This window comes from Jeotgalicoccus halotolerans (genome assembly GCF_003387165.1).
Classification (GTDB): domain Bacteria; phylum Bacillota; class Bacilli; order Staphylococcales; family Salinicoccaceae; genus Jeotgalicoccus; species Jeotgalicoccus halotolerans.
This window is the reverse complement of record NZ_QUMW01000012.1, coordinates 173,841-195,833: the sequence shown is the minus strand read 5'-3', so window position 1 is coordinate 195,833 and position 21,993 is coordinate 173,841. Positions and strand designations below refer to the sequence as shown.

The window sequence follows — 21,993 nt, the reverse complement described above, 5'->3', positions numbered from 1 at the left end:
TCAGTCCTTTACAGTCCCTGAATATCGTATAAGTTCCTGTATGCGCCATTTTTCGCCATCAAATCATTATGTGTACCCATTTCAGAAATCTGTCCGTTTTCAATGACTACAATTTTATCAGCATGAGTAACGGTCGACAGTCTGTGGGCAACAACCAGGGTAGTTCTGTCGGATGACAGCTGATCTAAAGTATCCTGAATGATACTTTCACTTTCAAGATCCAGTGCACTTGTTGCTTCGTCCAGAATGAGAATAGGCGGATTTTTAAGAAATACCCGTGCGATTGCGATACGCTGTTTCTGTCCGCCGGACAATTTAACACCGCGCTCGCCGACTGTTGTTTCATAGCCGTCTTCGAGATTCATAATGAATTCATGCGCGTTGGCACGCTGTGCAGCCAGCAGCACTTCTTCATCTGTTGAATCCGGTTTGGCAAGGAGGATATTTTCTTTTATAGAGTCCGAAAATAATATGTTATCCTGCATAACAATACCAAGATTGTCTCTTAAAGAACGAACTGTAACATCTCTTATATCCTGTCCGTCAATTTTAATGCTGCCTGCTGTGACATCATAAAATCTTGGGATTAGCGACACAAGCGATGATTTTCCTCCCCCGCTCATCCCGACAAATGCGACAGTCTGACCTACAGGAATATCCAGGTTAATATTTTTCAGGATGTCATTATCATTATCATTTTCATCATATTTAAATGATACATTGTCGATTTCTATATGACCTTTAACTTCTTTAATCGGTTCAGCGTTTTCTTTGTCTTTTACGTCGTAAGGAACATCAAAGAGTCCGAATACACGGTCCATCGATGCGATACTCTGTGTCAGCGATGTCGATGATGATACCAGTCTGCGGAGCGGACCATATAACCGTTCTAAATATGCGACAAATGCTGCCAGTACACCGACTGTTAAGTTTTCATTCAGCACAAGCAAAGTACCGTAGCCGATAACAATCAGCGGGCCGATATCGGTAATCGTATTAACTACCATAAAGCTGTAGGCTGTCCAGCGTGAATGATCCAGCGCTTTTGTCAGGAAATTATTATTTGTTTTATCAAATCTTTCTTCTTCATGAGTTTCTATTGCAAAGCTTTTTACAACGTTAATTCCCTGCACTCTTTCATGCAGAAAACCCTGGACTTCCGCAAGTGCCTGCGAACGGTTACGCGTCTTCGCTCTTAAGCGTCCGAAAAAGAACCAGACACCGAAAATGTAAAACGGGAAAATTAAAATTGATGCAAATGCAAGCTCTACATTTAAGTTGAACATAATAATCAAGGCGATAATAATTGTAACAAGGTCCAGCCAGACGTTCATCAGGCCGGTCATTATAAAGTCTTTTGTCTGCTCAACATCATTAATTACACGTGAGATAACTTCCCCGACTTTATTATTGGAGTAAAATTTCGCACTCAGCATCTGCAGGTGCCCGTATAATTTTTTTCTGATATCGTAAAGTATTTTGTTGCTCGTGCGCTGGGCTAAATATTGTCTGAAGAATTCTACCGGGGGTCTTACAACTACAAATACAACTGCAAAAACAAGAAGTATCTGTATAAGCATCGAAATGCGTTCATCGTACGCCAGACCGTCAGCAAGAATAATGCTGTCGATTGCATAGGCGACGAGTAAAGGGATAAGGAGTGGAATACCAAATTTCAGTACACCGATTAAAATTGTTAAACCAATAATACCGTAATACGGTTTAACGAATTGCATATAACGTCTGATCATTTATGAGTGTGCCTCCAATAAATTAGTAAAACCAATCAACAATACGCCGATTGGTTAATTTACATTATTAAAACGATGGTGCCATACCTTTATAAAATCTGGAGCGAATGGTCCTTTTTTATGTTCTATCCACTGCTGGAGTTCGTCGACCTGATGTTTTAATATTTCGTCGATGCTCTTCGGGTAATTCATTTTGCTGCGGTGCATTTTGTATTCATCTTCATCAAGCAGATGATATTTACCGTCCGGATATACTTTTATATCCAAATCGTAGTCGATATACTTAATCGCTTCATCATCGCAGGCATATGGTGAGGATAAGTTGCAGTAATAATAGACACCGTCATCTCTGAACATACAGATAACATTAAACCAGAAATCTTTGTGAAAATAAACGATAGCGGGTTCTCTTGTCACCCATTTACGCCCGTCACTTTCTGTTACAAGTGTACGGTTATTTCCACCAATAACGACGTGATCCGTCCCTTTCAGAATCGTCGTTTCACTCCATACCCGGTGGATTTTACCATCATGTTTATAGCTTTGAATCCTCATTTTGCTTCCCTCTGCCGGGATGGATTCCATCACCATAATACTGCCACCACCTTTATTATTTACGTAAACAGTATAGCACAGCATCATGCGTTTTAAAAATTTACAGTTCAAAATCCGGTACTGTACTAATTAAGTTAACCATTTTCTGCATTGCAACACTCATTGGAAGTTTTTTCACATCTTTCAAGGGGATAAAGTTTTCATTATCATTCATTGTATAAACAATGTAGCCTTCCATGTACCAGATTTTATGTGTAAACACATGCTTATGACTGCCCACCGGTGCTCCCGGCTGACTGAGATGAATATTATATTTCTCTTCAATTGACTCTAAAGACGTATCCACATCGAATCTCGGCAGTTCATACATACCTTTTAATAAATCATCTTCCTGCTTGATTAAAAGAATTTCGTCTTTATCATTCAAAATAAAATAGACATTATAATAATACTCCTGCTTCGCTTTCTTTTTCTTCTTCAGCGGATACTGCATGACTTCGTTTGCTTTCAGCGCTTCGCAGTGGTCCTTTACCGGGCAGATGACACATTTGGGCGTACGCGGAGTACAAATAGTCGCTCCGAGTTCCATCAGCGCCTGATTAAAATCTCCTGCTTCAAGAGGCATATCTTTTTCTATAAAATGTTTCACATCTTTCTGTACACTTGCTTTAGTCATATCCCGCCCATCGCGGTTCAGCCTCGACATGACACGGAGCACGTTGCCGTCGACAGCAGCAAGAGCATTGTTAAATGCGATGCTCTGCACTGCTCCGCCGATGTACGGCCCGACACCTTTCAATTTAAAAAATTCTTCAGGACAATCCGGCACTTTTGAATCATATTTTTCCTGCACTTCCTGCACTGCATGCTGAAAGTTTCGGATTCTGTTGTAGTAGCCGAGCCCTTCCCAATCCTTCAGAAGAGCCTGCTCGTCTGCGTCTGCCAGAGCATCGAGGCTCTCATATTTTGTTATAAATTTCTCATAATAGGGTATTACAGTAATGACTTGAGTCTGCTGAAGCATAACTTCGCTCAGCCATATCTTAAAAGGATCTGAAGTCTCGCGCCACGGCAGTTCCCTTTTATTTGCGTGATACCAATTAAGTAATGTATTATTAAATATCGGTCTTTTAAACATTTAAAAACTCACCTTTTTAAAATATATTTATAAATAAAATGCCGTATTGAAACGGAGTGACATTATGGATACATTAACACATACTTTAATGGGCGGTACGATTGTCGGTCTGGCCCATATCGACCCTTCAGTGGATCCTGTGTCTGCCGGATTTATTACGACCGCTGTCGGAGCCTCACTGATTCCCGACCTCGACACTGTCCTGAAAATGAAAAATAATGCTGTATATATTAAAAATCACCGGGGGATTACGCACTCTCTCCCGTTTACTGTGCTTATCTGGCCGCTGACCCTCGCCGTATTAAGCAGCGTATTTTTCGGTCTTCCCTTTATCAATATGTACTTATGGTCGCTGTTTGCCGTCTCTCTCCATGTATTTTCGGATATTTTTAACGCCTACGGCACCCAGGCTCTCCGGCCGTTCAATCATACATGGCTGCAGCTCGGCTTTATAAATACCATCGATATTCCAATAATAGTCATGCATATCCTATACTTTATACTGTGGTTCTCCGGTTTTAACCCGGTCACACTGTTCATTGTATTATACGCTGTGATGATTCTTTATTATATTGTACGGTTTATCTATCAGAGGTATTTAGTTAATAAAATTAAAGAACGGCTGCCGGATGATGAAATTACCCGTGTCTTCTGTCTGCCGACTATCCGCTTTAATGAATGGCGTGTCGTCGTCGTTGCAGAAAAAGCATACTATGTCGGCCGTACTTTTAAAGGCCAGGTGGTATTTTATGACCGTTTTGAAAAAATCGGTCCGCTTGAAGGGGAATTATTTGAAGCAGTTAAAGATGATAAAAACTTTATTTCATTTACCTTCTTCTCTTCAATATACAGATATGAAATTAAAGAAATCAGCAATGATACAGTGGAAGTCAGATATATCGATCTCAGATATTTAAAAGACGGACATTATCCTTTCGTTTGTATTATGCATCTCGATAAAGACGATTACGAAGTGCAGTCGAGCTATACCGGGTGGGTATACTCAGAAACTAAGCTGCAGCAGAAATTAGCCAATAATTAAATGACAGCATGCCTAGAATTCAGGCATGCTGTTTTTTTCATTGTATAATTGAATTTTTATTTTGTTATATGCTTCGAACATCCAAAGATATAAGATAGCCATCTGAGTGACGTAAAGCACATCAAAAGGCAGACGGTTAACAGTCCATGCCTGATGAATGGCATTATTCTGGAGGCCGTTAATCACATAATAAAATGGATTAAGACTGAAAATATTTTCAACCGCGGAGGGCAGCTGTTCCGGCAGATAAAATACCGGCACGATAAGCAGGACGATAACAAAAAGCACAGGATTTATTTTATTTGTATTGATGTGCATCGACACGCCTAAAAATAGCATTGTAAAAGGTATGACCAGAATCAAACCGAGAAGGATATAATACAGCAGCGAGTATATATTCATCATCCAGTTATCAACAAAAAGTGCTGTAAAAGCACTGTACATAGTAATAAAAATCATAAACATAATCGTCTGGTAAATCATAGTCGGCAATATTCTTAAATACAGCGGTATATAATTTACTTTTAAAATGGAATCTTTAACGTATGCTTCATTTTTATTCAGAATTACCATGCTGAAGATCCACACTGCAGCCATAAAACCTACCGTTCCGTAGAGAACCCGGACCATAGTACTGTCTTCCATTGTAATAAAGCCGATAAAAAGAAGTATCAGGCCCGCAATGTAAATAAGCACAGGGGATAAGTTTAATAAGGTAAATCTGTCGGCCTGCCTGAATACGCGTCTAAGCAAGTATCTGACTCTGTAATTCATATCCGCGCACCTACCTTCTCAAATAATTCCAGTTATTTTGAACGCTGTCATAAATCATAAATCCTTCATCTACTCTGAAAATAGTAACTTCGCCTGACAGATTTAAATCTTCTGTAATGGTATTATTTTCAGCACCTTCAAATTCCATTGAGAATACTGTATCTCCACTGAAATGGTAAGTAATCGGAATACCTGCCACACTGCCGTGATTTTCATCAAGAACATCAAATGTAATATTTTGTTCCAGGAATTCCCGCTCGCCATTTAAGTAATTTGAATAAAACAGATAATTATTCTGAATTACCGGACTTGTATACTCAAGCAGGGTCATAAAATCTTCTTCTGTATACAGACTTGCCGGGTTAAAGTACAGCACTTCATCACGTGTCACTGTTTTTTCAGAATCTCTGTATTTCACAGTATAGTTTTCTTCGTCAGCAGCAGTCACGTCAAGGAGTGTATATTGCGGCAGCATCGTCCCGTCCATTTCAAGACCGTCTCTGTCAACGAATGCATATGATAGTCTTTCTGATGTTACATCTTCATTTAAATTCTGCTGTTCTTCTGTGAAGGTGGGCGACTCTCCTATAAATGAAATATTCATAAATATCACGAGTGCTGACAGCACCATAATGAAGAGCAATACGAGCGTGATAATGATTTTTCGAATGTTGATATTGTCGAGCACAGAAACCTGCTGTTTACCGAGACGTTTAAAGTTTTCACTGTAGCTCGCATCTTCATAAATATGTCTTTTCCATTCAAGATCAAATAATGATTCCTGTTCTATATTTTTGACCATGCTTTTATCACGCAGATACTTGTTGTAAATTTCTACACCTTTTTCCACGCTGCCTTCAAAACGAATCTGTCCGTAGCTGACCCAGGTAAAATAATTTGCCATCTTTTCTATCGGTTCCAGCGAAGTTTCTAAAAGCAGCACACCTCTGCCGTTTTGTTCATGCATATTCACAATACTGCGGAACTTATCTACATCCTCGAGATGTTCGTGAAAGTTATTATAAATAATTATTTCAACATCAATCAGCCCGGATATTTCCAGCAGAATATGCGCCAGCTGCTTCCGGCTTAATTCCTTCAGCTTCTTACTCAGATTATTACGGATTACAGGTTTGTTATGCAGCAGTTCAATAGTCTTTCCCAATTCTTTTCCGCTTTTATATTCTTCGAGTAATTCTTCGATAAAAGAATCCAGGCTGAATGGATTATTAACGTGATCCATCACATCGAGACTTAAAATACCACCGTGAGTTTTAACTTTCCCTGCAGTCGGAGTCAAAGTGCCGGACAGCACTTCTTTAATATAGTACAAAGTTTCGGTATCACTTAAGAGGCCGAGTACTTCGCCTTCATATAAATGAATATTAATATTTTTAAGATGTATCGGTCCGGCTCTGCCAAGCATCCGCTTTTTAAAATCTTTCGCTTCTTTGCTGTAAGACAAATCCAGCCCTTTTAACAAAATTTTATTTTTCATTATCTGACCTGTTTAGGAAGCTGCAGCATACTGACCGGAATAGCTGATTCTTTCTCATCACCATTCACGAAAAAGCCCCAGACAAATATTCCTTTCATATACTCCACTTTAAAATAATGATCTTCCTGGCTGATCACTTTATAAATTTTACCATTCTCAATTTGAGACAGATCAATCAGATAGCATTCCGCAATAATTACTTGGCGTTCCAGCACGCGGTATTCGTTTTCAACGCCCATCATTTCTGCACGTCTCATCGCTTCGCGTTTAGTTTGAATATAATGATTTAACTCTTTGCGAGTCATTTTACTTAAAGATTCATCCATCGTTTATTCCGCCTAACTTTTCACTGATTTTATCATAAGAATACCCTTTGCCCATCAAAGCAGCAATCATTTTCTGCTTAAGTTTAAATCCGCTTTCTTTTTTCTGATACTTATTATAATATTTTTCAAAATCTTTCTCAAAATAAGCATCTTCATCGTAATCATCATCAAAATTTATCAATTCAAAATGATGACCGCTGTAACCGCGGAGTGTCAATTTTTCCCGCAGTTTCTGTTTAAACTGAGTATATGAGCCTCTGTGAGCGCGAAGGAATTTATTCTTTAATTTATTCATACGTTCACTGTCGACCATTTCATCAAAAGATTCAGTTTCCTGCACGATGATGCTTTCTGGAATATGATGTTTTTTAAGCTCTCTCAGAAGATGGCCCGGCCCTTTGTCAGTCGTATTTAAGAGCGTATTTCTTAAGGACCGTGCATAATTTTCATCGTTGAGGTAACCTTCGTCCTGCAGACGGTAAATTGTCTGTCTGACAATCTCCGTTTCATAATCCTCACTGAGATAATCAGTCATTTCTTTGTTGGAACGGATTTTATAACTGATATATTTAATCGCAGCAACGTAAGCCTGATCGTACTGGATATTTTGAACAATCTCGTTAAATTCTTCTTCTTCCAGCTCTTTTCCCGGTATCAGTACATAGCGCACAAGCGATTCCTCATGCACTTTTATAGACTGTCCGTCATCGAATAAAACATCGTACATTTCCCGCTTCAGTTTTACAATGCGTTTAATTTTCATTAAGCTCACTCCAATAAATCAGATGCGAAAAAGTTGCTCAGTGATTTACTGTGCTCTTTTCTTTCCAGACGGCGTTCCGCACGTTCTTTACCTGTATCGTTCAGCCATTGCAGACGTTCGTTATCGGGCTCGATTTTCGGCACCTCAACAGTTTTGTTGTTTTCATCAAGTGCTACAAACGTTAAAAACGAAAAAGCAGCGAGTTCTCTGCCTGACTCTCTCGTTAAATCTTCTTTTGATATTTTAACCATGACTTCCATCGAACTTCGTCCGGTATGGGTAACCATAGCTTCAAGTATAACGATTTCTCCAATATTAATCGGCAGCAGAAAATCCATCGAGTCAATAGAAGCAGTCACTACCGCTGCCCTCGAGTGGCGGCGTGCACTGATTGCCGCAATATCATCTACATACTGCAACAGCCTGCCGCCAAAAAGAGTGCCGTGCGAGTTGGAGTCCGGCGGCAGTACGTTGGCAGTTTTCACTGCATATGATTCAGACATTAATTTTTTCATTTAAATATCCCCTTTGTGAATAAAAATAGAGGAGATTTGCATCCCCTCTAAGTAAAGTTCTTATATTTTGCGCTCAAGCGCTTCTTCCGGTGTATCAATCACAAGTGCATCTTTACTGTGGAATGCTTGTGCCAGGAAGTAATAAAGCACAGCTGAAAAACCGAGAATTGCAAACATAAAAGATAATACGACTAAAAGCATTAGCCAGCTTCCCATAAAAGATCCTCCTCAAGAGATTTTCCAAAATATCAATTAGTTAAATTGTATCATATTTCCACGTGAATTGTAGTCTTATTTTTTAAAATGCCCAGTTGCCTTCGATAAAGACCGGAGTTTCATTTCCATCCTTGTCTACACCATAAATATTCAGCTTTTCAGAACCAATCATAAAGTCTACATGAGTAATAGAATCGTTTAAACCGGCTCTGTCCAATTCTTCACGCGACATTTCTTTACCGCCCTGCAGCGAGAACGCGTATGCACTGCCGAGAGCGATATGGCAGGATGCATTTTCATCGAACAGTGTATTATAAAATAAGATGCCCTTGTTTGAAATAGGTGAATCAAACGGTACAAGCGCCACTTCGCCAAGACGTTTCGCACCGGCATCCGTGCCGATAATATTTTTCAGAATCTCGTAGCCTTTTTCAGCTGTGTATTCAACCACTTCACCGTCTTTAAATGTCAGTTTAAAGTCATCGATAATATTACCGCCATGGCTTAGCGGCAGAGTATTAGACACATAGCCGTTTACACGATTTTTGTCAGGCGCGGTAAAAACTTCTTCTGTCGGCATGTTTGCCATAAACGAATCACCGTTTGAGTCCGTACTCGATGCTCCTGCCCATAAGTGATTTTCAGGCAATCCTATTGTTAAATCGGTTCCCGGTGCTTCATAACGCAGAGCCGTGAACTGCTTATCATTTAAATAGTCCACTTTGCTGTGAAGCGTTTTATCATGCTCAATCCATGCTTCAACCGGATTGCTGACATCTGCACGCACTGTGTAAAGTATTAACTCGAGCAGCGCATTTACAGCATCATCATCCGAAAGTTCGGGGTAAACCAAGCGTGCCCATTCGACCGACGGGTACCCCGCAACACACCACGAATGAAAATCACTCTGGGTGCGGCTCGAAAATTCTTTAAATGCCTGACCGTTTGCTACCTGCATTGCCTGCAGTTTTTTCGGCGATACGTCTTTAAGCAATTCAGGAGAGCTTGATATAATACTCAGAAAACCTGCTTTTTCATCGCTGTAGTACATGCGCTCCGCAACTTGGAAATCGTGAATAACCGCGAGTTCCTCTTCGGTGCGGTAAGTCGCATTCAGTCTTGCAATGGTATCGTCTGAAAGAGAGACCTTAACTTCTTTTGAGCCTCTTTCATAAGCGATTTTCGTAACAAGTCTGACAAGCGGAAGTGCATCAGCCGTCGCTCTGATATATAGTCTTTTGCCATCAGTAATATTAATTCCTACATCGACGAGCAGCTCTGCATATTTATATAATTTCTCTTCAATATTCATCATATAATCACTGCTTTCTCATTTTTGACAATTCTTCAATAATAGCTGACTGTTCGCCTGCTGAAATCTGGCGGCGCGAGTCCAGCATTTCTTTAATATCATTTAATTCGCTAATTTTTTCATCGCTGTAATCTTCAGATTTAAAAACACCTTTATTTACGACGTTTAACTTTTCTACAATATCATTTAAAATCTGTTCTTTATCCATGATGATCCCCTTTCCGTTCCTTATAAACTATCTTAACAAAATATAAGCAAAATATATATTATCTTACAAGATTACAGAAAAAATGCTTTCTCTGTTATTCTGCTTAATTTCTTAGACTAAAAAGTTTATACTTAGTAAATATAGGTTATATTTAATAGAAAGCTAACTAAAGGAGAATCAGTTATGAAAAACAAACTAGTACCAGCTATAGTAATTGGAGCCGCTGTCGGCGGATTAATTGCATTAATCGATAAAGGCACGCGCGATTCCGTAGTTTCAAATACTAAGAGTATTAAACATTACGCAACGAATCCTGATGATCTTAAACAGCGTTTCAACGAACCGTCAGGTGAACCATCTAAAGTGGAAATGATTAAAGATGAAATTTTATTCTGGAAAGATACTATAGAAGAAATCCGCCGCAACAATCCGGAACTTGAACGTGCGGTTATGGATGCTAAAGATACTTTCCAGGCTAAAAGAGAGAAAAAACTAAATTAAAAATTAACAGGACTATGATACTATAGTCCTTTTATTTTAGGTGAGGTGAAGTTATGTCTAAAAATGAAACATCATCCAAGCTGCTGAATCAGATTAAAGAAGAAAAAGAGAAAGAAAATAAAAATAAAGATGTCTTTGTCGATAAGATTGATTTTAAATCAAAAGATGCAAAAAAACCGGATGAACACCTGTATGTTTCTAAAATTAATAAACCAGCGAAGTTAAAAGAAGATGCGGGATTTTTCAAACGTCTTTTATTCAGATTTTCACATGACAATACAACGGGCATGGCTGCTCAGCTCTCGCACTACTTCCTGCTGGCAATTTTTCCGTTATTGATTTTCCTGCTTTCGATAGTACCTTTATTTAAAATAGAGCCCGATATGATTACAGGCTTTATTCAGGACTATGCACCTTCAGAAATTTCAGGGCTGCTGGAAGGAATTATCACAGATGTATTAAACAACTCCGGCGGCGGTATTTTATCAATCGGTTTAATTTTGACACTTTGGTCGGCATCTAATGGTATGACGGCACTGATGAATGCGTTTAATGTCGCCTATGATGTCGAAGACAGCCGTAATTTTGTTGTAGCGAAGCTGCTGTCCGTCTTCTTTACGATTATTTTATCGCTGTCAGTAATACTGACCTTTGTACTCATCGTTTTCGGTGAACAAATCGGCAACTTAATGTTTGGTATTATCGGTCTTGACGACCAGTTCTCCACAGTCTGGAACTTAGTCAGAAGCATTTTACCGATACTGCTCGTCTTCATTGTATTCTTTATCATGTACATGACAGCGCCTAATATTAAACTGAAAATGAAATCGGTTCTGCCGGGTACAATCTTTACAACAGCAGCATTCCTTCTTGCATCATGGGGATTCAGTTTTTACGTATCCAACTTTAGTAACTACTCGGCAACTTACGGTTCAATTGCCGGTGTAATCATTTTAATTTTCTGGTTGTACATTACTGGTGTTATAATAATACTGGGTGCGCAAATTAACTCTATTTTTTACAAGCGCACTTTAAAAGAAGAACAGCAAACACAAAGTAATGAAGAGGAAGTGTCAGTTTAAAATGACTTTATTGGAAGATTTGCTTACAGCAAACGAAGCTTTCGTTAAAAATGAAGAATTCAAAGCTTTTAAAACCGATAAAACACCAAACAAAAAAGCAGTATTTTTAACTTGTATGGATACGAGATTATCCGAACTGTCGATTAAAGCCTTAGGTTTTAAAAATGGTGATATCAAACAGATTAAAAATGCCGGTGCAGTTGTCTCGCATCCGTATGGCAGTACAATGCGAAGTCTGCTCGTTGCAGTTTACGCTTTAGGTGTGGACGAAGTTTACATTATGGGACACCATGACTGCGGGTTCGGCGCTTTGCAGCCTGAACCGGTTATTGAAGAAATGAAGAACTGGGGTATTTCTGATGAAACATTTAAAACATTGAAATACTCAGGCATCGAAATATCTGATTGGCTGAAAGGATTCGACAGCGTCGAAGAAAGCGTCAGAGAAACAGTCAATAACGTTAAAAATCATCCATTAATGGCTAAAACAGTACCCGTCCACGGCATGATTATGGACCCTGAAACAGGGAAAGTTGATCTTGTTATAAACGGATACGACAAAGCAGAATAATTTCGCTTGTTGTGAGACCGGACCCTTTTGAGGGTCCGGTTTTTTGTTGTTCTAGTATGAACCTTTTTGTCGGGCGACGTCGCGGATTTTGTGAAGGTGTCTGCTGATGTTGATTATTTTCTTTATCAGGAATATTGAACTTTTTGTAAATAATAAAAATTTAGGTCCCAAAGAAAAGGCAATAAAAGCAGGTATTCCAATCCTCTTATTTACATTAATCTTTTTTGCATTCAGTACCGTTTTTCTTTATGTTTAATAGTTGATAAATTTTACCTAATCAATGAGCGTCGCTCATTGTTACGCATCACACAAAAAATCCACACGCGCACACCAAAAGCCCTGTACATCCAAAGGATGCACAAGGCTTTTCATTTAAAATCAGTCTTCTATTTTAGTCAGCAGTTTCGGGCCCTCGCTCGTTACCATAATTGTGTGTTCTTTTTGTGCAACGTAGCTGCCGTCTTTTGTTTCAAAGGCCCAGTCATTCTTGCCGTCTGTCACAATCGTTGCTTTTGAAGAAATAAACGGCTCTACCGCAATAACCATTCCTTCTTTTAAGATTGCTCTGTCCGTCGGATCGTAATAATTCATAATATGCTGCGGCTGGTCGTGCAGACTTTTGCCTACTCCGTGACCTGTTAAATTTTTAATAACAGTCAGTCCGTTCTGGCGTGCTGTGTTAAATACTGCACGGCCAATCTGACTCACTTTCGCACCCGGTTTAATTTTCTTCAGTGCTTCTTCGAATGCCATTTCAGTCACATCGATGACTTTCTGTTTTAACGGATCTTCATTTTCTCCAGCGATAAATGAAATTCCTGTATCTGAATAATAACCGTCTTTTACTGCTGATACGTCGACGTTAACAATGTCTCCGTCTTTAATTTTTCGCGGGCCGGGAATTCCGTGAGCAACTTCTTCGTTGACACTGATACATGTGTACCCGGGGAAGTCATACTCGCTGATCGGCGCACTTTTTGCACCGTATTCTTCAAGCAGTTTTCCTGCATAGTCATCGAGCTCTTTAGTCGACATGCCGACTTCAGCATATTCTACAGTCGCTTTTAAGACACGGCCGCATATTTGCCCGATTTCTTCTAATTTTTCTAATTCTTCCTGTGTTTTTACTATCATTTTTTATACCTTCTTACTTTTAGTCTTATTTAACAGTATAACAAAGTTGCTACATTATAAAATCATATATAGTCATATTTCTGTATAGCCGTTCTTCAATTCCTGAAACGGTCACTCCGATTAAACGTATCGGAACATCCTGCTCTTTCACTTCGTGGTACAGGCTATAGGCATAATGATATATATCTTCACTTTTAAATATAGGATCCATCGTCATCATTTGTCTTGAGTGCGCTTCAAAGCCGCCGGTTTTTATTTTTACCGTCACTACTCTGCCTGCAAGCTGTCTGTCGTCGAGTCTTGTACTCACTTTTTTAGACAGTTCTTCCAGTACAGCTAATATTTCAGCATCGTCGTTTCTATCGTAATTAAATGTTGTTTCTTTGCCGACAGATTTTCTTTCACGCTGCACTGTCAATTCGTTTGTGCCGATTCCACGTGCCTTATTATATAAACTTTCACCGCGTTTCCCAAATTTCAGTATTAAGTCATTTTTAGATAAATCATATAAATCTTTTCCTGTTTTGATTCCCATGCCGAGCATTTTCTCTTCGGTCACTTTGCCAACGCCGGGAAATTTCCCTATGGGGAGTACATGCAGAATCTCGAGCACGTTATTATAATCTATAACGGTGGTTGCCTTCGGTTTATTCATGCCGGAAGCAATTTTAGCAAGGTACTTATTATAAGAAATTCCGCTGCTTGAAGTCAGTCCCGTCTTTTCAAAAATATCGCTTTGAATAGATAATGCAATTTCTCTTGAAGATGTTTCTCTATTGACGAGTTCTGTAATATCTAAATATGCTTCATCCAGACTCAGCGGCTCTATTAATTCTGTGTAACTTAAAAATATTTCCCTGATCTGAGCTGAAATCTCTTTATACCGTTCAAAACGCGGATGGACAAATATACCGTCCGGGCACAATTTATGAGCAGTTTTTGTCGGCATGGCTGAATGCACACCGAATTTTCGCGCCTCATAACTTGCTGTCGCGACAACACCTCTATTAAACGAACGGCCGCCGACTATGACAGGCTTCCCTCTCAGTTCAGGATTATCATGCTGTTCCACTTGGGCATAAAACGCGTCCATATCTATATGAATGATTCGTTTTTCCATCATCTTCACCCAAATTCATTATAGCAAATAACGAACACACGTTCTACCACTTAAATTGTCTGTTTCTCAGTTTCGTACAGACTCATGCCTACTTCGGTGTCGACAGCATAAGACAGATGCTTATGTTTTAAAATTAAATACAGATAGTAGAAATCCCCTGCACAGGCGCCTGTATGAAGAGCAATATAGTATTTATACGCCGGGTTCGGCAGCAGAAACATCATCGTCATCATAACCGCTGTCAGAATTACAAAAGGCATAACGATAATGATAAAAAACTGCCCTCTTGTATACGCAGTACCCGGTGAAGTCGCATAAGCCATTCCTGCTTTAAAGCCGAATTTCACTTTTCCTGACGGATTAAAAATTTTAAAAAACAGGCCGTGGATTGCTTCGTGAACAATGATAATAATTAAAAATAGTGCGATAATAAAAAATACTGCACCGGCAATGCCAAATTGTTCTCTGCCGACAAGGGCGCTGCCCGTCGGTTTAATAACGAGTCCTTCAAGTAAATACAGTAATATAAAGGTGCCGATCATTGCCAGAATTTGAATCCATGATATGCTTTTTAAGGCAGATTTATTTTCAAAAATATTCAGTTCTAACTTATCCATGTACATGCCTCTCTCTAATTCATCTGTAAATAACATATCATAATTTTAACAGCCATAACACAGGAGTGATTTAATGAATATAACAATTATCGGCGGAGGTCTTGCCGGAGCATCAATCGGCTATCATCTCGTCAAAATGGGAAACAGCGTAACAATATACGACCGCAAAGATAAAGGCCAGGCTACCTTCGCATCAGCAGGTATTGTCTGTCCCTGGATCAGCCAGCGCCGCAATAAAAAATGGTACCGGCTTGTGACAAAAAGCGCTCATTACTATCCGGATTTTATCAGCACGCTTGAAAAAGAATCCGGTATGTCGACAGGATATAAGAACAGCGGTGCTATATGTCTGTTCAAAGAAAATATTTTTGACAAGGCAACGAAAAGAATCAGCGATAAGGCGGTTGATAATCCGGATGTCGGACAAGTAAGGCAGCTTACCAAAGAAGAACTGTCCGCTTTGCATCCGGCACTCACGACTGAATATCCCGCTCTAATAGTAGAAGGCGGCGGCCAGGTCAGAGGCCAAAAACTGCTTGCTGCTATTAAAGAAGCTTTTATCGGACTTGGAGGCAGATGGGAAGAGAAGTCTTATGAAAACAGCATTGATGATGATACTTTTAAAATTTATACAACCGGTGCCTGGGGGAAGGAGCAGAAATATAAACCTGAAATTGCCCATCAGCGTGCAGAGATTATGCATTTTAAATTGTTAACGCAAAAGGTGCAGCAGTCTCCTGTCGTTATGGCGCTTGGACCAACCTATATTGTGCATCTGGAAAATGATAAGTACGTTATCGGAACGACCCATATCGATACTGATTCTTTCGATACTGAACCCTCCGAAGAAAGCTATAACTATTTACGCGATGAATTATATAAATATTTTAAACCGGAGGACGTCGAGATTACTGAAATGGGGGTCGGTTTAAAACCTTACACCCGGGATTTTCTGCCGTTCATCGGCTACGTCGATAATAATACTTTTGTCGTGAACGGTATGGGTTCTACAGGCTTAACTGCAAGTCCTTTTGTCGGCAAGGAAGTCGCGCTTCTTCTGAACGGTATGCCGACTGAACTGGATTTAAATGACTACAGCTATACCGAACCGCAAAATTAAAAAGACTTCCAAAAGGAAGTCTTTTTTTATACGAAGAAATTTATCATTGCATAGATGTAATACAAAAATAAAATCACGTTGACTATTAATACGAAAAGCCACAGTTTTTCTTTTCTGTACCTGTAGTTAACAGATCCGAATAGTATTCCAAGTGATGTCAGAAGTACATTTAAAATCCATACGACGGATGCATCCATAAAGAGAGGCAGCAGTAACACCAGGACTGGAATTGCTACACAAAATATTCTTAACATATACTGCCTCCTCAGCTAAATAATTAATTTCATTATACAAAATTTATAACTATCTGCTACCAGTTGCGGTGCAGAATACGAGCAATATGATAATCTTTACGTTTATATAATTTAAACATAAAATACATCAGTATCAAGAGACCCGCTTCAATGTCCGAGATGTCATCAACATATATTTTATAGTCGTTCATCGAGGCGATTAAGTTATCTTCACGGTGCATTGTTAAAGTGACCTCTTTATCATCTTTAAATACGTAAGGTGTCCCGAGTACAGTGCCGTCCGCTCTGAAATTCATAAAGTTATGAAGTTTACGTTCTTTAAAGGTAAAACGTTTGCCCATATATTCAACTGTATATTTTGCTACATTTAAGTCTTTAAATCTTCTTCTTTGAATACCGAGCAAAATTTCAGTACCGCTGACATGCTGAAAACCGTAAGTATTCTTCTCATCACAGCCTAATATCGTTGTAGCAAACACATCTCCGACAACATTATTATGACTATCTAAAATCGTTACACCCTGATGTTGTTCTTCGTCGATAACTTTGGCATATAACTGCTGCACTGAACACCCTCCTGTCACACATAGTCCATTTCTATCAGTTTACCATAACTCATAATGAAAAGAGTATCATCACAAATGAAGATACCCTGAATCAGTACAATTTATTCTTACTTTAACTTAAAATTAAATCCGTCAGTTCCGATGCTTCCAATTTGCCGAAATAATGATTTAGATCAAGTGAGTTCAGTTTTTCATTCAGCTCTTCTCTGACCACCCTTGTTCCTTTCAGAGCTTCTTCGACATCTGCAATGTCACCCTGTCCGAAAAAGTCGCCGAAAATTGAGCATTGAGCAATTCTGCCTCCCTCAATTTCGAGAGAAATGTCTACTGTTCCTGCCGATAAACGGCTGTCTCTGTTATACGAATAACGCGGTGATTTACCGTAATTCCAGTCCCAGTTTTTATACTTTTCTTCAACAAGTTTATCGATTTGATGCCAGTCTTCAGCAGTAAGTTTATAACGTTTTGCATCTTTGACATCATCGATTGACAGGAATTCTTTAATAATTAAATCTTTAAATTCATCTGTCGTCACATTTTTGTATTCAGGCGCCAAATGTTCACGCAGAGTTGTCACTCTGCTCTGTACCGATTTGATTCCTTTAGACTCGATTTTCTTGCGGTTAGGGTTCAGTACAGCAACCATTGCTTCAACGTTAATGTCGAGCAGGAGTGAAAATCCGCCGTACACCCGGCCGTTTGACATTGTCATCGCTCCGCCGGATACTTTTTTGCCGTCTATAACAAGATCATTTCTGCCGCTCTGTTCTACATTTTTTACACCGAGATTATTCAAAGCTTTTATTACAGGTTCATACATCTTTTTGTAATTTCCGTAAACACCTGTATCTTCCGGCACTAAGAAACAAACGTTAACTGCACCGTCATCTACTAAAATTGCGCCGCCGCCGGTATCTCTTCTGACGAGAAGAATATCTTTTTCTTCCAGGTAATCCTGATTCACTTCAGATGCAGCATTCTGGAAGCGTCCGATTTCTACTTTCGGGGCACAGTAGTAAGGGAATATAATTCCCTCGTCCAAAAAGATATTGTTTTGAACATAAACCTGCATCGCAAGTGCGTATGCACCGTCTGTAATATATTCTCCATTGCGGAATGGTTCGATTAAATACATTATAGTCACCCTTACCTCTTAATTTTTACAGGCATTTAAAATCGTCTTTTGAATATCGTCTGTTAAAAAAACTGCCTGTGATTTAATAGCTTCCAGAATTCTGTAAGTCTTCTGATTCATTGTCACGAACAGTGCATCTTCATTTTGACGCGTCTGACGCCAGAACGGATGTTTTATAAATTGGGGCGTCGTATGACCGACACCTATTTCAAGATACATCACTTTGCCTTTTTGATGGTCTTTTAAAAATGCATTATAAGCATCCCGCTCTGCAATAAATTTCGCATCTTCCACCATCCCTTTTTCTGCGGTGCGCTTATTCTTCTCAAGCGGTGCACTGCACTTTGGACAGTGCGGAACAAGTTCTGACGGTATTTTCATATCCTGCTGCTCTTCAGCCATTCTCCGTATCAGGTCATCATCCCGGTAGGTTTTATCATGACAGAAACGCGAACATTGCATTAAGGCATATTCTCCCTGATAATATAATACTTTGTCCATGTTATAGCCGGCAGCATAAAAAGCATTATCGGCATTCGTCGTAATAACGTGATAAGGTTTTTTCTCAATCATTTCCTTGAGCGCAGTATAAGCTTCGCCTCTCGGCTGATCTAAATAATTTAATACAATAAAACGGCTTTGAAATGCCCAGTACTCTTCCCAGGTCGGAAATTTATACAGACTTGCCTGCAGCATATCGAACCAGTTATATTTTTCGATAAAATCCGGGAAATTATTTTTAAAGCGCTCCCCGACATATGTAAAACCGTCAGCTGCTGACATTCCGGCACCGATACCGACGACTACCGCATCAGCTTCACCGATTAGTCCGGCGAGCAGTTCACTTTCTGATTTTTTCTCTTTCAGTGTCATCCAAGCGTCCATCCAAATACAACCTCTCTCAAGTCAAAAGATCCTCATAGATTTTTAAATCTTCCTTACTAAATACGTTAAATACAACCCTGATTTCAGACCCGGTCTCCTCTAAATATTCTTGCACAGTATTTACTGCAGTTTCTGCAGCTTTTTCTTTCGGATAACCGAAGACTCCTGTAGATATACTGCAGAAGACAATTGCTTTGATTTCGTTTTGCCCTGCAAGTTCAAGACAGCTTTTATAGCATTTAGCAAGCAGGTCCTGTTTCATCTGAGATACTCTCTCGCCCTGAACTACCGGCCCTACTGTATGAATAACATAGTCAGCAGGCAGGTTATAAGCGGACGTGATTTTCGCCCTGCCTACCGCTTCTTTTCTGCCCTGTTTTTTTATTAGTTCCGCACATTCAAGACGCAATTCCGCCCCTGCCTTCGTATGAATAATATTATCGATGCAGTTATGATTAGGAATCAGGCAGCCGAGCATTTCAGTATTGGCTGCATTGACGATTGCTTCAATCCTCAGCGCCGTAATGTCTCCCTGCCATATGTAAAGCTGCTTTTTCACGGGTTTCAGCGATTCAAATTCCGTCACATTCCCAGCATTATATTCTGATAAAAATGCATCCTGCACATCGAGAAATTCCCTGCTGATTTTAACTGCGGGACGTTCGTTGGCAAGTCCCCGGAATACTTCAAAACGTTCGTTAAAACTGTCCGGCACCGACTGTTCAATATTTTTTTCCTGCTGCATATAAGATATTAAAAAATGGAGTCTGTCTGTCTGAGTCATCATATAATTTCACCCAATTCTAAAAAAAGACTTACACCCTATGTAAACACATATGAATGCAAGCCTTAAAATATATATTCCGCTTTTATTTAAGCATCAGCAAGCGCATTAAATTCAGCTTCGTCAACACCGGTAAGTTTAACAACCCAGCTTTCATCTGCTTTAGCCGAGTTTAACAGTGTAGGCTCGTCTGTTGCCTTCTCATTAACTGCAACAATTTTACCAGCAAGCGGTGATGCCAGGTCAAGAACTGTTTTAGATGCTTCAAGCTCAAGCAGCGAATCGTTTTTAGCTACCTCTTCAGCTTTTGTAAATTCTACAAATCCTACAGTACCGATATCGTCCTGGAGTTCCGGAGTCATGATAAGCGTGTACTCCTCGCCGTTTTTTTCAACCCATAAATAGTTAGCAACCTTTTTCATTGTTATCCTTCTTTCTATTTTTTAAATTGAATTCTGATGATATTAATTCCAGTGCACGCTGTCTGTTTTCAGCACCCGGCATCAGCGGAATCAGCAGAAGTTCGTCGGCGCCGAATGTTTCTGCAAGTGTCTCCAGCTGCTGCTTTACACTCTTTCCATCTCCCACTACCATACGCGAGCGGTTTGCCGACAGCTTTTTCAGTTCTTCTACAGTATAAGTGTATTTCTCTGCAGTTTCAACCGATGGAAAACGTTCAAATTCACTGAAATTCATTTTGCCGAGAAGCCATAGATCTAAAGCCTTTGCGAATCTAGACGCTTGTTCATTTGTCTCTGCAATGACTACAAAAGGTGAGATCATAACATTCGGCTTCTCCATGACCGGAGACGGCACGAAATGTTCCCTGTATACACGCGCTGCTTCTTTACCGACCTCAGTTTTATCTTTTGAAGCATGAGGAAACAGGCCGAACGTATACCCAATACCCTGGCGGGCAGCAAGTTCCGCCGTGCGGACACTCGTGCTGAGCACCCACATTTCCGGATTCGTTTCTCCTTTTGGATTTGCAGCAACCTCATTAAAACGGTGACTCTCATCATCGGTATTCGTAACGTATTTCTTTATATCACTGATGTTTTCTTCGTAACGCTGCTTCCGCGGACGCATTTCGTTCATCGATTTGTTAACGGCAGGGGTCCCAAGCGTGTTTCCAACACCAAGGTCTACTCTGCCTGGATATAAACTCTCCATTACCCTGAAATTCTCAGCAACTTTCAGAGGACTGTAATGCGGAATCATTACCCCTCCGGAACCGAGCCGGATAGATGATGTCTGGCCGAGTATGTGCATCATTAAAAGCTCAGGGCTGCTGCTCGCAAATGCATTCACATCGTGATGTTCCGCCATCCAGAACCGTTGAAAGCCTAAATTCTCGGCAGCTTGGGCCAGCTTAACAGTTTCTTTCAGTGCAGTTTCCGGCGTTTGCCCTTCATCTATTACAGCATAATCTAATACGCTAAATTTAATCATTTGAACAAATCCTTTAAGACACATTTGTATTCCAAATTATATTTATTATATCGGTGTTAAATTTTATCGTCAATGTAATTGTAATGCTCAACATCCGTGACTGTTAAACCATTATGTATTCAGCGTTTTCCTAAGTAAAAAGGATGGAACAGCTAATAAAACCGTTTCATCCTTTTTATCCATCATTTAGAGTGCACTTTTAAAATCAGCTCTCCATTATGCACTTCACTCTTCATAGCGACCAGGTTTTCATCTGAAGTATCGATGACGTATTCTCCGGAAAGGTTATCAGCGTTCCGATAGAATAATTTGATGCGGTCAATGCTGAAAAAATCATGCTCCAGCATAGCAAGCATACTGTTCATATGGTCGAATTCTGCAAAATTCTCGCGCTCAAGAAGAATTTTATTCCGCTCATCCTGGTAATCGGCCAGGGATTTACGGTTAATAACTAATTCAGCCTCATTTTCTTTTAGTTCCAGACGGTTAAAATGTTTCACATCAATTGTGATTCTTTTCTCACCGAGGCCAACAATATCATCGGCAAAAGACACGCCGGTAATTTTTATATTTTCAATATCGGAGACATCCAGTAATTGGTTCATTTATATACCCTCACACTATTTTTTATACTGACATGATTGTATCATAGTAACTGAACGGACTCAGCACGG

Annotated in this window: 27 protein-coding genes; 5 read left to right on the top strand and 22 right to left on the bottom strand. The window is 39.7% G+C overall.

What is annotated here, in order from left to right:
* Positions 1-8: 8 nt before the first annotated feature.
* The 3 genes from DFR63_RS08390 to mutY form a co-directional block, all read right to left on the bottom strand.
* Complete coding sequence (locus DFR63_RS08390; protein ID WP_115885497.1) at positions 9-1,751, bottom strand: ABC transporter ATP-binding protein; 1,743 nt, start codon at positions 1,749-1,751, stop codon at positions 9-11.
* Positions 1,752-1,805: 54 nt separating this feature from the next.
* Positions 1,806-2,342 carry a nucleoside tri-diphosphate phosphatase gene (gene ntdP, locus DFR63_RS08385; RefSeq protein ID WP_115885496.1) on the bottom strand — a complete coding sequence of 179 codons (537 nt, stop codon included), beginning with the start codon at positions 2,340-2,342 and terminating at the stop codon, positions 1,806-1,808.
* A gap of 64 nt (positions 2,343-2,406) precedes the next feature.
* Positions 2,407-3,444: an A/G-specific adenine glycosylase gene (gene mutY, locus DFR63_RS08380; protein ID WP_115885495.1), complete on the bottom strand. Its 1,038-nt coding sequence runs from the start codon at positions 3,442-3,444 to the stop codon at positions 2,407-2,409.
* Positions 3,445-3,508: 64 nt separating this feature from the next.
* Here mutY and DFR63_RS08375 point away from each other — a divergent pair, with 64 nt between their 5' ends.
* Positions 3,509-4,486: a metal-dependent hydrolase gene (locus DFR63_RS08375; protein ID WP_115885494.1), complete on the top strand. Its 978-nt coding sequence runs from the start codon at positions 3,509-3,511 to the stop codon at positions 4,484-4,486.
* 12 nt (positions 4,487-4,498) lie between these two features.
* Here DFR63_RS08375 and DFR63_RS08370 read toward each other — a convergent pair whose 3' ends face one another.
* The 8 genes from DFR63_RS08370 to DFR63_RS08340 form a co-directional block, all read right to left on the bottom strand.
* A complete protein-coding gene (locus tag DFR63_RS08370; protein WP_115885493.1) occupies positions 4,499-5,260 on the bottom strand; it encodes an ABC transporter permease in 762 nt (253 codons plus the stop codon).
* A 10-nt stretch (positions 5,261-5,270) separates the two neighbouring features.
* Positions 5,271-6,758, bottom strand: coding sequence for a P-loop NTPase family protein (locus DFR63_RS08365; protein ID WP_115885492.1), 1,488 nt, complete (start codon positions 6,756-6,758; stop codon positions 5,271-5,273).
* Positions 6,758-7,084, bottom strand: a complete 327-nt coding sequence (locus DFR63_RS08360) for a DUF1811 family protein (protein ID WP_115885491.1) — start codon at positions 7,082-7,084, stop codon at positions 6,758-6,760. Before DFR63_RS08360 ends, DFR63_RS08365 begins: the two co-directional genes overlap by 1 nt.
* On the bottom strand, positions 7,077-7,847 hold the full coding sequence (locus DFR63_RS08355; RefSeq protein WP_115885490.1) for a RecX family transcriptional regulator: 771 nt from the start codon (positions 7,845-7,847) through the stop codon (positions 7,077-7,079). Before DFR63_RS08355 ends, DFR63_RS08360 begins: the two co-directional genes overlap by 8 nt.
* Positions 7,848-7,852: 5 nt before the next feature.
* Entirely contained in the window at positions 7,853-8,362 is a 510-nt protein-coding gene (locus tag DFR63_RS08350; RefSeq protein ID WP_115885489.1) for an acyl-CoA thioesterase, read from the bottom strand.
* Between the two features lie 60 nt (positions 8,363-8,422).
* Entirely contained in the window at positions 8,423-8,578 is a 156-nt protein-coding gene (locus tag DFR63_RS11820) for a hypothetical protein (RefSeq protein ID WP_162842324.1), read from the bottom strand.
* 82 nt (positions 8,579-8,660) lie between these two features.
* Positions 8,661-9,893: an aminopeptidase gene (locus DFR63_RS08345; RefSeq protein ID WP_245954164.1), complete on the bottom strand. Its 1,233-nt coding sequence runs from the start codon at positions 9,891-9,893 to the stop codon at positions 8,661-8,663.
* 4 nt (positions 9,894-9,897) lie between these two features.
* Positions 9,898-10,098, bottom strand: coding sequence for a DUF1128 family protein (locus DFR63_RS08340; protein WP_115885488.1), 201 nt, complete (start codon positions 10,096-10,098; stop codon positions 9,898-9,900).
* A 183-nt stretch (positions 10,099-10,281) separates the two neighbouring features.
* On the opposite strand from DFR63_RS08340, the gene DFR63_RS08335 reads away from it, so the two are divergent.
* From DFR63_RS08335 to DFR63_RS08325, 3 genes are read left to right on the top strand one after another with little or no spacing between them, the layout of a single operon-like run.
* Positions 10,282-10,599: a YtxH domain-containing protein gene (locus tag DFR63_RS08335; RefSeq protein ID WP_115885487.1), complete on the top strand. Its 318-nt coding sequence runs from the start codon at positions 10,282-10,284 to the stop codon at positions 10,597-10,599.
* A 53-nt stretch (positions 10,600-10,652) separates the two neighbouring features.
* Positions 10,653-11,681 (top strand): YihY/virulence factor BrkB family protein, encoded by a 1,029-nt coding sequence (locus DFR63_RS08330; protein ID WP_115885486.1) that lies wholly within the window; start codon positions 10,653-10,655, stop codon positions 11,679-11,681.
* Position 11,682: 1 nt separating this feature from the next.
* Entirely contained in the window at positions 11,683-12,252 is a 570-nt protein-coding gene (locus DFR63_RS08325; RefSeq protein ID WP_115885485.1) for a beta-class carbonic anhydrase, read from the top strand.
* A gap of 378 nt (positions 12,253-12,630) precedes the next feature.
* Here DFR63_RS08325 and map read toward each other — a convergent pair whose 3' ends face one another.
* The 3 genes from map to DFR63_RS08310 are packed head-to-tail and all read right to left on the bottom strand — an operon-like array spanning position 12,631 to position 15,123.
* Entirely contained in the window at positions 12,631-13,386 is a 756-nt protein-coding gene (gene map, locus DFR63_RS08320) for a type I methionyl aminopeptidase (RefSeq protein WP_115885484.1), read from the bottom strand.
* Positions 13,387-13,435: 49 nt separating this feature from the next.
* Positions 13,436-14,509 carry a DNA polymerase IV gene (gene dinB / locus DFR63_RS08315; RefSeq protein ID WP_115885483.1) on the bottom strand — a complete coding sequence of 358 codons (1,074 nt, stop codon included), beginning with the start codon at positions 14,507-14,509 and terminating at the stop codon, positions 13,436-13,438.
* A 47-nt stretch (positions 14,510-14,556) separates the two neighbouring features.
* A complete protein-coding gene (locus tag DFR63_RS08310) occupies positions 14,557-15,123 on the bottom strand; it encodes a DUF3267 domain-containing protein (RefSeq protein ID WP_115885482.1) in 567 nt (188 codons plus the stop codon).
* A 73-nt stretch (positions 15,124-15,196) separates the two neighbouring features.
* Between DFR63_RS08310 and DFR63_RS08305 the strand changes: the two genes are divergently transcribed.
* Positions 15,197-16,243, top strand: coding sequence for an NAD(P)/FAD-dependent oxidoreductase (locus DFR63_RS08305; protein WP_115885481.1), 1,047 nt, complete (start codon positions 15,197-15,199; stop codon positions 16,241-16,243).
* Between the two features lie 26 nt (positions 16,244-16,269).
* On the opposite strand, the gene DFR63_RS08300 is transcribed toward DFR63_RS08305, so the two are convergent.
* The 8 genes from DFR63_RS08300 to DFR63_RS08265 all read right to left on the bottom strand — a co-directional run bounded on the left by DFR63_RS08300 (position 16,270) and on the right by DFR63_RS08265 (position 21,924).
* On the bottom strand, positions 16,270-16,497 hold the full coding sequence (locus tag DFR63_RS08300) for a hypothetical protein (RefSeq protein ID WP_115885480.1): 228 nt from the start codon (positions 16,495-16,497) through the stop codon (positions 16,270-16,272).
* 56 nt (positions 16,498-16,553) lie between these two features.
* Complete coding sequence (locus tag DFR63_RS08295) at positions 16,554-17,063, bottom strand: hypothetical protein (RefSeq protein ID WP_115885479.1); 510 nt, start codon at positions 17,061-17,063, stop codon at positions 16,554-16,556.
* A 112-nt stretch (positions 17,064-17,175) separates the two neighbouring features.
* On the bottom strand, positions 17,176-18,198 hold the full coding sequence (gene lplA / locus DFR63_RS08290; protein ID WP_115885478.1) for a lipoate--protein ligase: 1,023 nt from the start codon (positions 18,196-18,198) through the stop codon (positions 17,176-17,178).
* 18 nt (positions 18,199-18,216) lie between these two features.
* A complete protein-coding gene (locus tag DFR63_RS08285) occupies positions 18,217-19,083 on the bottom strand; it encodes an SIR2 family NAD-dependent protein deacylase (RefSeq protein WP_115885477.1) in 867 nt (288 codons plus the stop codon).
* Positions 19,084-19,099: 16 nt separating this feature from the next.
* A complete protein-coding gene (locus tag DFR63_RS08280; RefSeq protein WP_115885512.1) occupies positions 19,100-19,867 on the bottom strand; it encodes a protein-ADP-ribose hydrolase in 768 nt (255 codons plus the stop codon).
* 89 nt (positions 19,868-19,956) lie between these two features.
* Positions 19,957-20,289: a glycine cleavage system H family protein gene (locus DFR63_RS08275; RefSeq protein ID WP_115885476.1), complete on the bottom strand. Its 333-nt coding sequence runs from the start codon at positions 20,287-20,289 to the stop codon at positions 19,957-19,959.
* The gene (locus DFR63_RS08270; protein WP_211313788.1) at positions 20,273-21,319 is read right to left on the bottom strand and encodes an LLM class flavin-dependent oxidoreductase; all 1,047 of its coding nucleotides are present in this window, start codon (positions 21,317-21,319) and stop codon (positions 20,273-20,275) included. Before DFR63_RS08270 ends, DFR63_RS08275 begins: the two co-directional genes overlap by 17 nt.
* Before the next feature lie 182 nt (positions 21,320-21,501).
* The gene (locus DFR63_RS08265; RefSeq protein WP_115885475.1) at positions 21,502-21,924 is read right to left on the bottom strand and encodes a hypothetical protein; all 423 of its coding nucleotides are present in this window, start codon (positions 21,922-21,924) and stop codon (positions 21,502-21,504) included.
* Positions 21,925-21,993 lie beyond the last annotated feature (69 nt).

Coding starts and splice junctions, on each gene's coding strand:
- DFR63_RS08270 (WP_211313788.1), bottom strand. CDS start 21,319: ATGATTAAATTTAGCGTATTAGATTATGCTGTAATAGATGAAGGGCAA.
- DFR63_RS08285 (WP_115885477.1), bottom strand. CDS start 19,083: ATGGACGCTTGGATGACACTGAAAGAGAAAAAATCAGAAAGTGAACTG.
- DFR63_RS08305 (WP_115885481.1), top strand. CDS start 15,197: ATGAATATAACAATTATCGGCGGAGGTCTTGCCGGAGCATCAATCGGC.
- DFR63_RS08345 (WP_245954164.1), bottom strand. CDS start 9,893: ATGATGAATATTGAAGAGAAATTATATAAATATGCAGAGCTGCTCGTC.
- DFR63_RS08310 (WP_115885482.1), bottom strand. CDS start 15,123: ATGGATAAGTTAGAACTGAATATTTTTGAAAATAAATCTGCCTTAAAA.
- DFR63_RS08350 (WP_115885489.1), bottom strand. CDS start 8,362: ATGAAAAAATTAATGTCTGAATCATATGCAGTGAAAACTGCCAACGTA.
- DFR63_RS08335 (WP_115885487.1), top strand. CDS start 10,282: ATGAAAAACAAACTAGTACCAGCTATAGTAATTGGAGCCGCTGTCGGC.
- DFR63_RS08390 (WP_115885497.1), bottom strand. CDS start 1,751: ATGATCAGACGTTATATGCAATTCGTTAAACCGTATTACGGTATTATT.
- DFR63_RS08275 (WP_115885476.1), bottom strand. CDS start 20,289: ATGAAAAAGGTTGCTAACTATTTATGGGTTGAAAAAAACGGCGAGGAG.
- dinB (WP_115885483.1), bottom strand. CDS start 14,509: ATGATGGAAAAACGAATCATTCATATAGATATGGACGCGTTTTATGCC.
- DFR63_RS11820 (WP_162842324.1), bottom strand. CDS start 8,578: ATGGGAAGCTGGCTAATGCTTTTAGTCGTATTATCTTTTATGTTTGCA.
- DFR63_RS08370 (WP_115885493.1), bottom strand. CDS start 5,260: ATGAATTACAGAGTCAGATACTTGCTTAGACGCGTATTCAGGCAGGCC.
- mutY (WP_115885495.1), bottom strand. CDS start 3,444: ATGTTTAAAAGACCGATATTTAATAATACATTACTTAATTGGTATCAC.
- map (WP_115885484.1), bottom strand. CDS start 13,386: ATGATAGTAAAAACACAGGAAGAATTAGAAAAATTAGAAGAAATCGGG.
- DFR63_RS08330 (WP_115885486.1), top strand. CDS start 10,653: ATGTCTAAAAATGAAACATCATCCAAGCTGCTGAATCAGATTAAAGAA.
- DFR63_RS08280 (WP_115885512.1), bottom strand. CDS start 19,867: ATGACTCAGACAGACAGACTCCATTTTTTAATATCTTATATGCAGCAG.
- DFR63_RS08360 (WP_115885491.1), bottom strand. CDS start 7,084: ATGGATGAATCTTTAAGTAAAATGACTCGCAAAGAGTTAAATCATTAT.
- lplA (WP_115885478.1), bottom strand. CDS start 18,198: ATGTATTTAATCGAACCATTCCGCAATGGAGAATATATTACAGACGGT.
- DFR63_RS08355 (WP_115885490.1), bottom strand. CDS start 7,847: ATGAAAATTAAACGCATTGTAAAACTGAAGCGGGAAATGTACGATGTT.
- DFR63_RS08365 (WP_115885492.1), bottom strand. CDS start 6,758: ATGAAAAATAAAATTTTGTTAAAAGGGCTGGATTTGTCTTACAGCAAA.
- ntdP (WP_115885496.1), bottom strand. CDS start 2,342: ATGGTGATGGAATCCATCCCGGCAGAGGGAAGCAAAATGAGGATTCAA.
- DFR63_RS08325 (WP_115885485.1), top strand. CDS start 11,683: ATGACTTTATTGGAAGATTTGCTTACAGCAAACGAAGCTTTCGTTAAA.
- DFR63_RS08300 (WP_115885480.1), bottom strand. CDS start 16,497: ATGTTAAGAATATTTTGTGTAGCAATTCCAGTCCTGGTGTTACTGCTG.
- DFR63_RS08265 (WP_115885475.1), bottom strand. CDS start 21,924: ATGAACCAATTACTGGATGTCTCCGATATTGAAAATATAAAAATTACC.
- DFR63_RS08340 (WP_115885488.1), bottom strand. CDS start 10,098: ATGGATAAAGAACAGATTTTAAATGATATTGTAGAAAAGTTAAACGTC.
- DFR63_RS08375 (WP_115885494.1), top strand. CDS start 3,509: ATGGATACATTAACACATACTTTAATGGGCGGTACGATTGTCGGTCTG.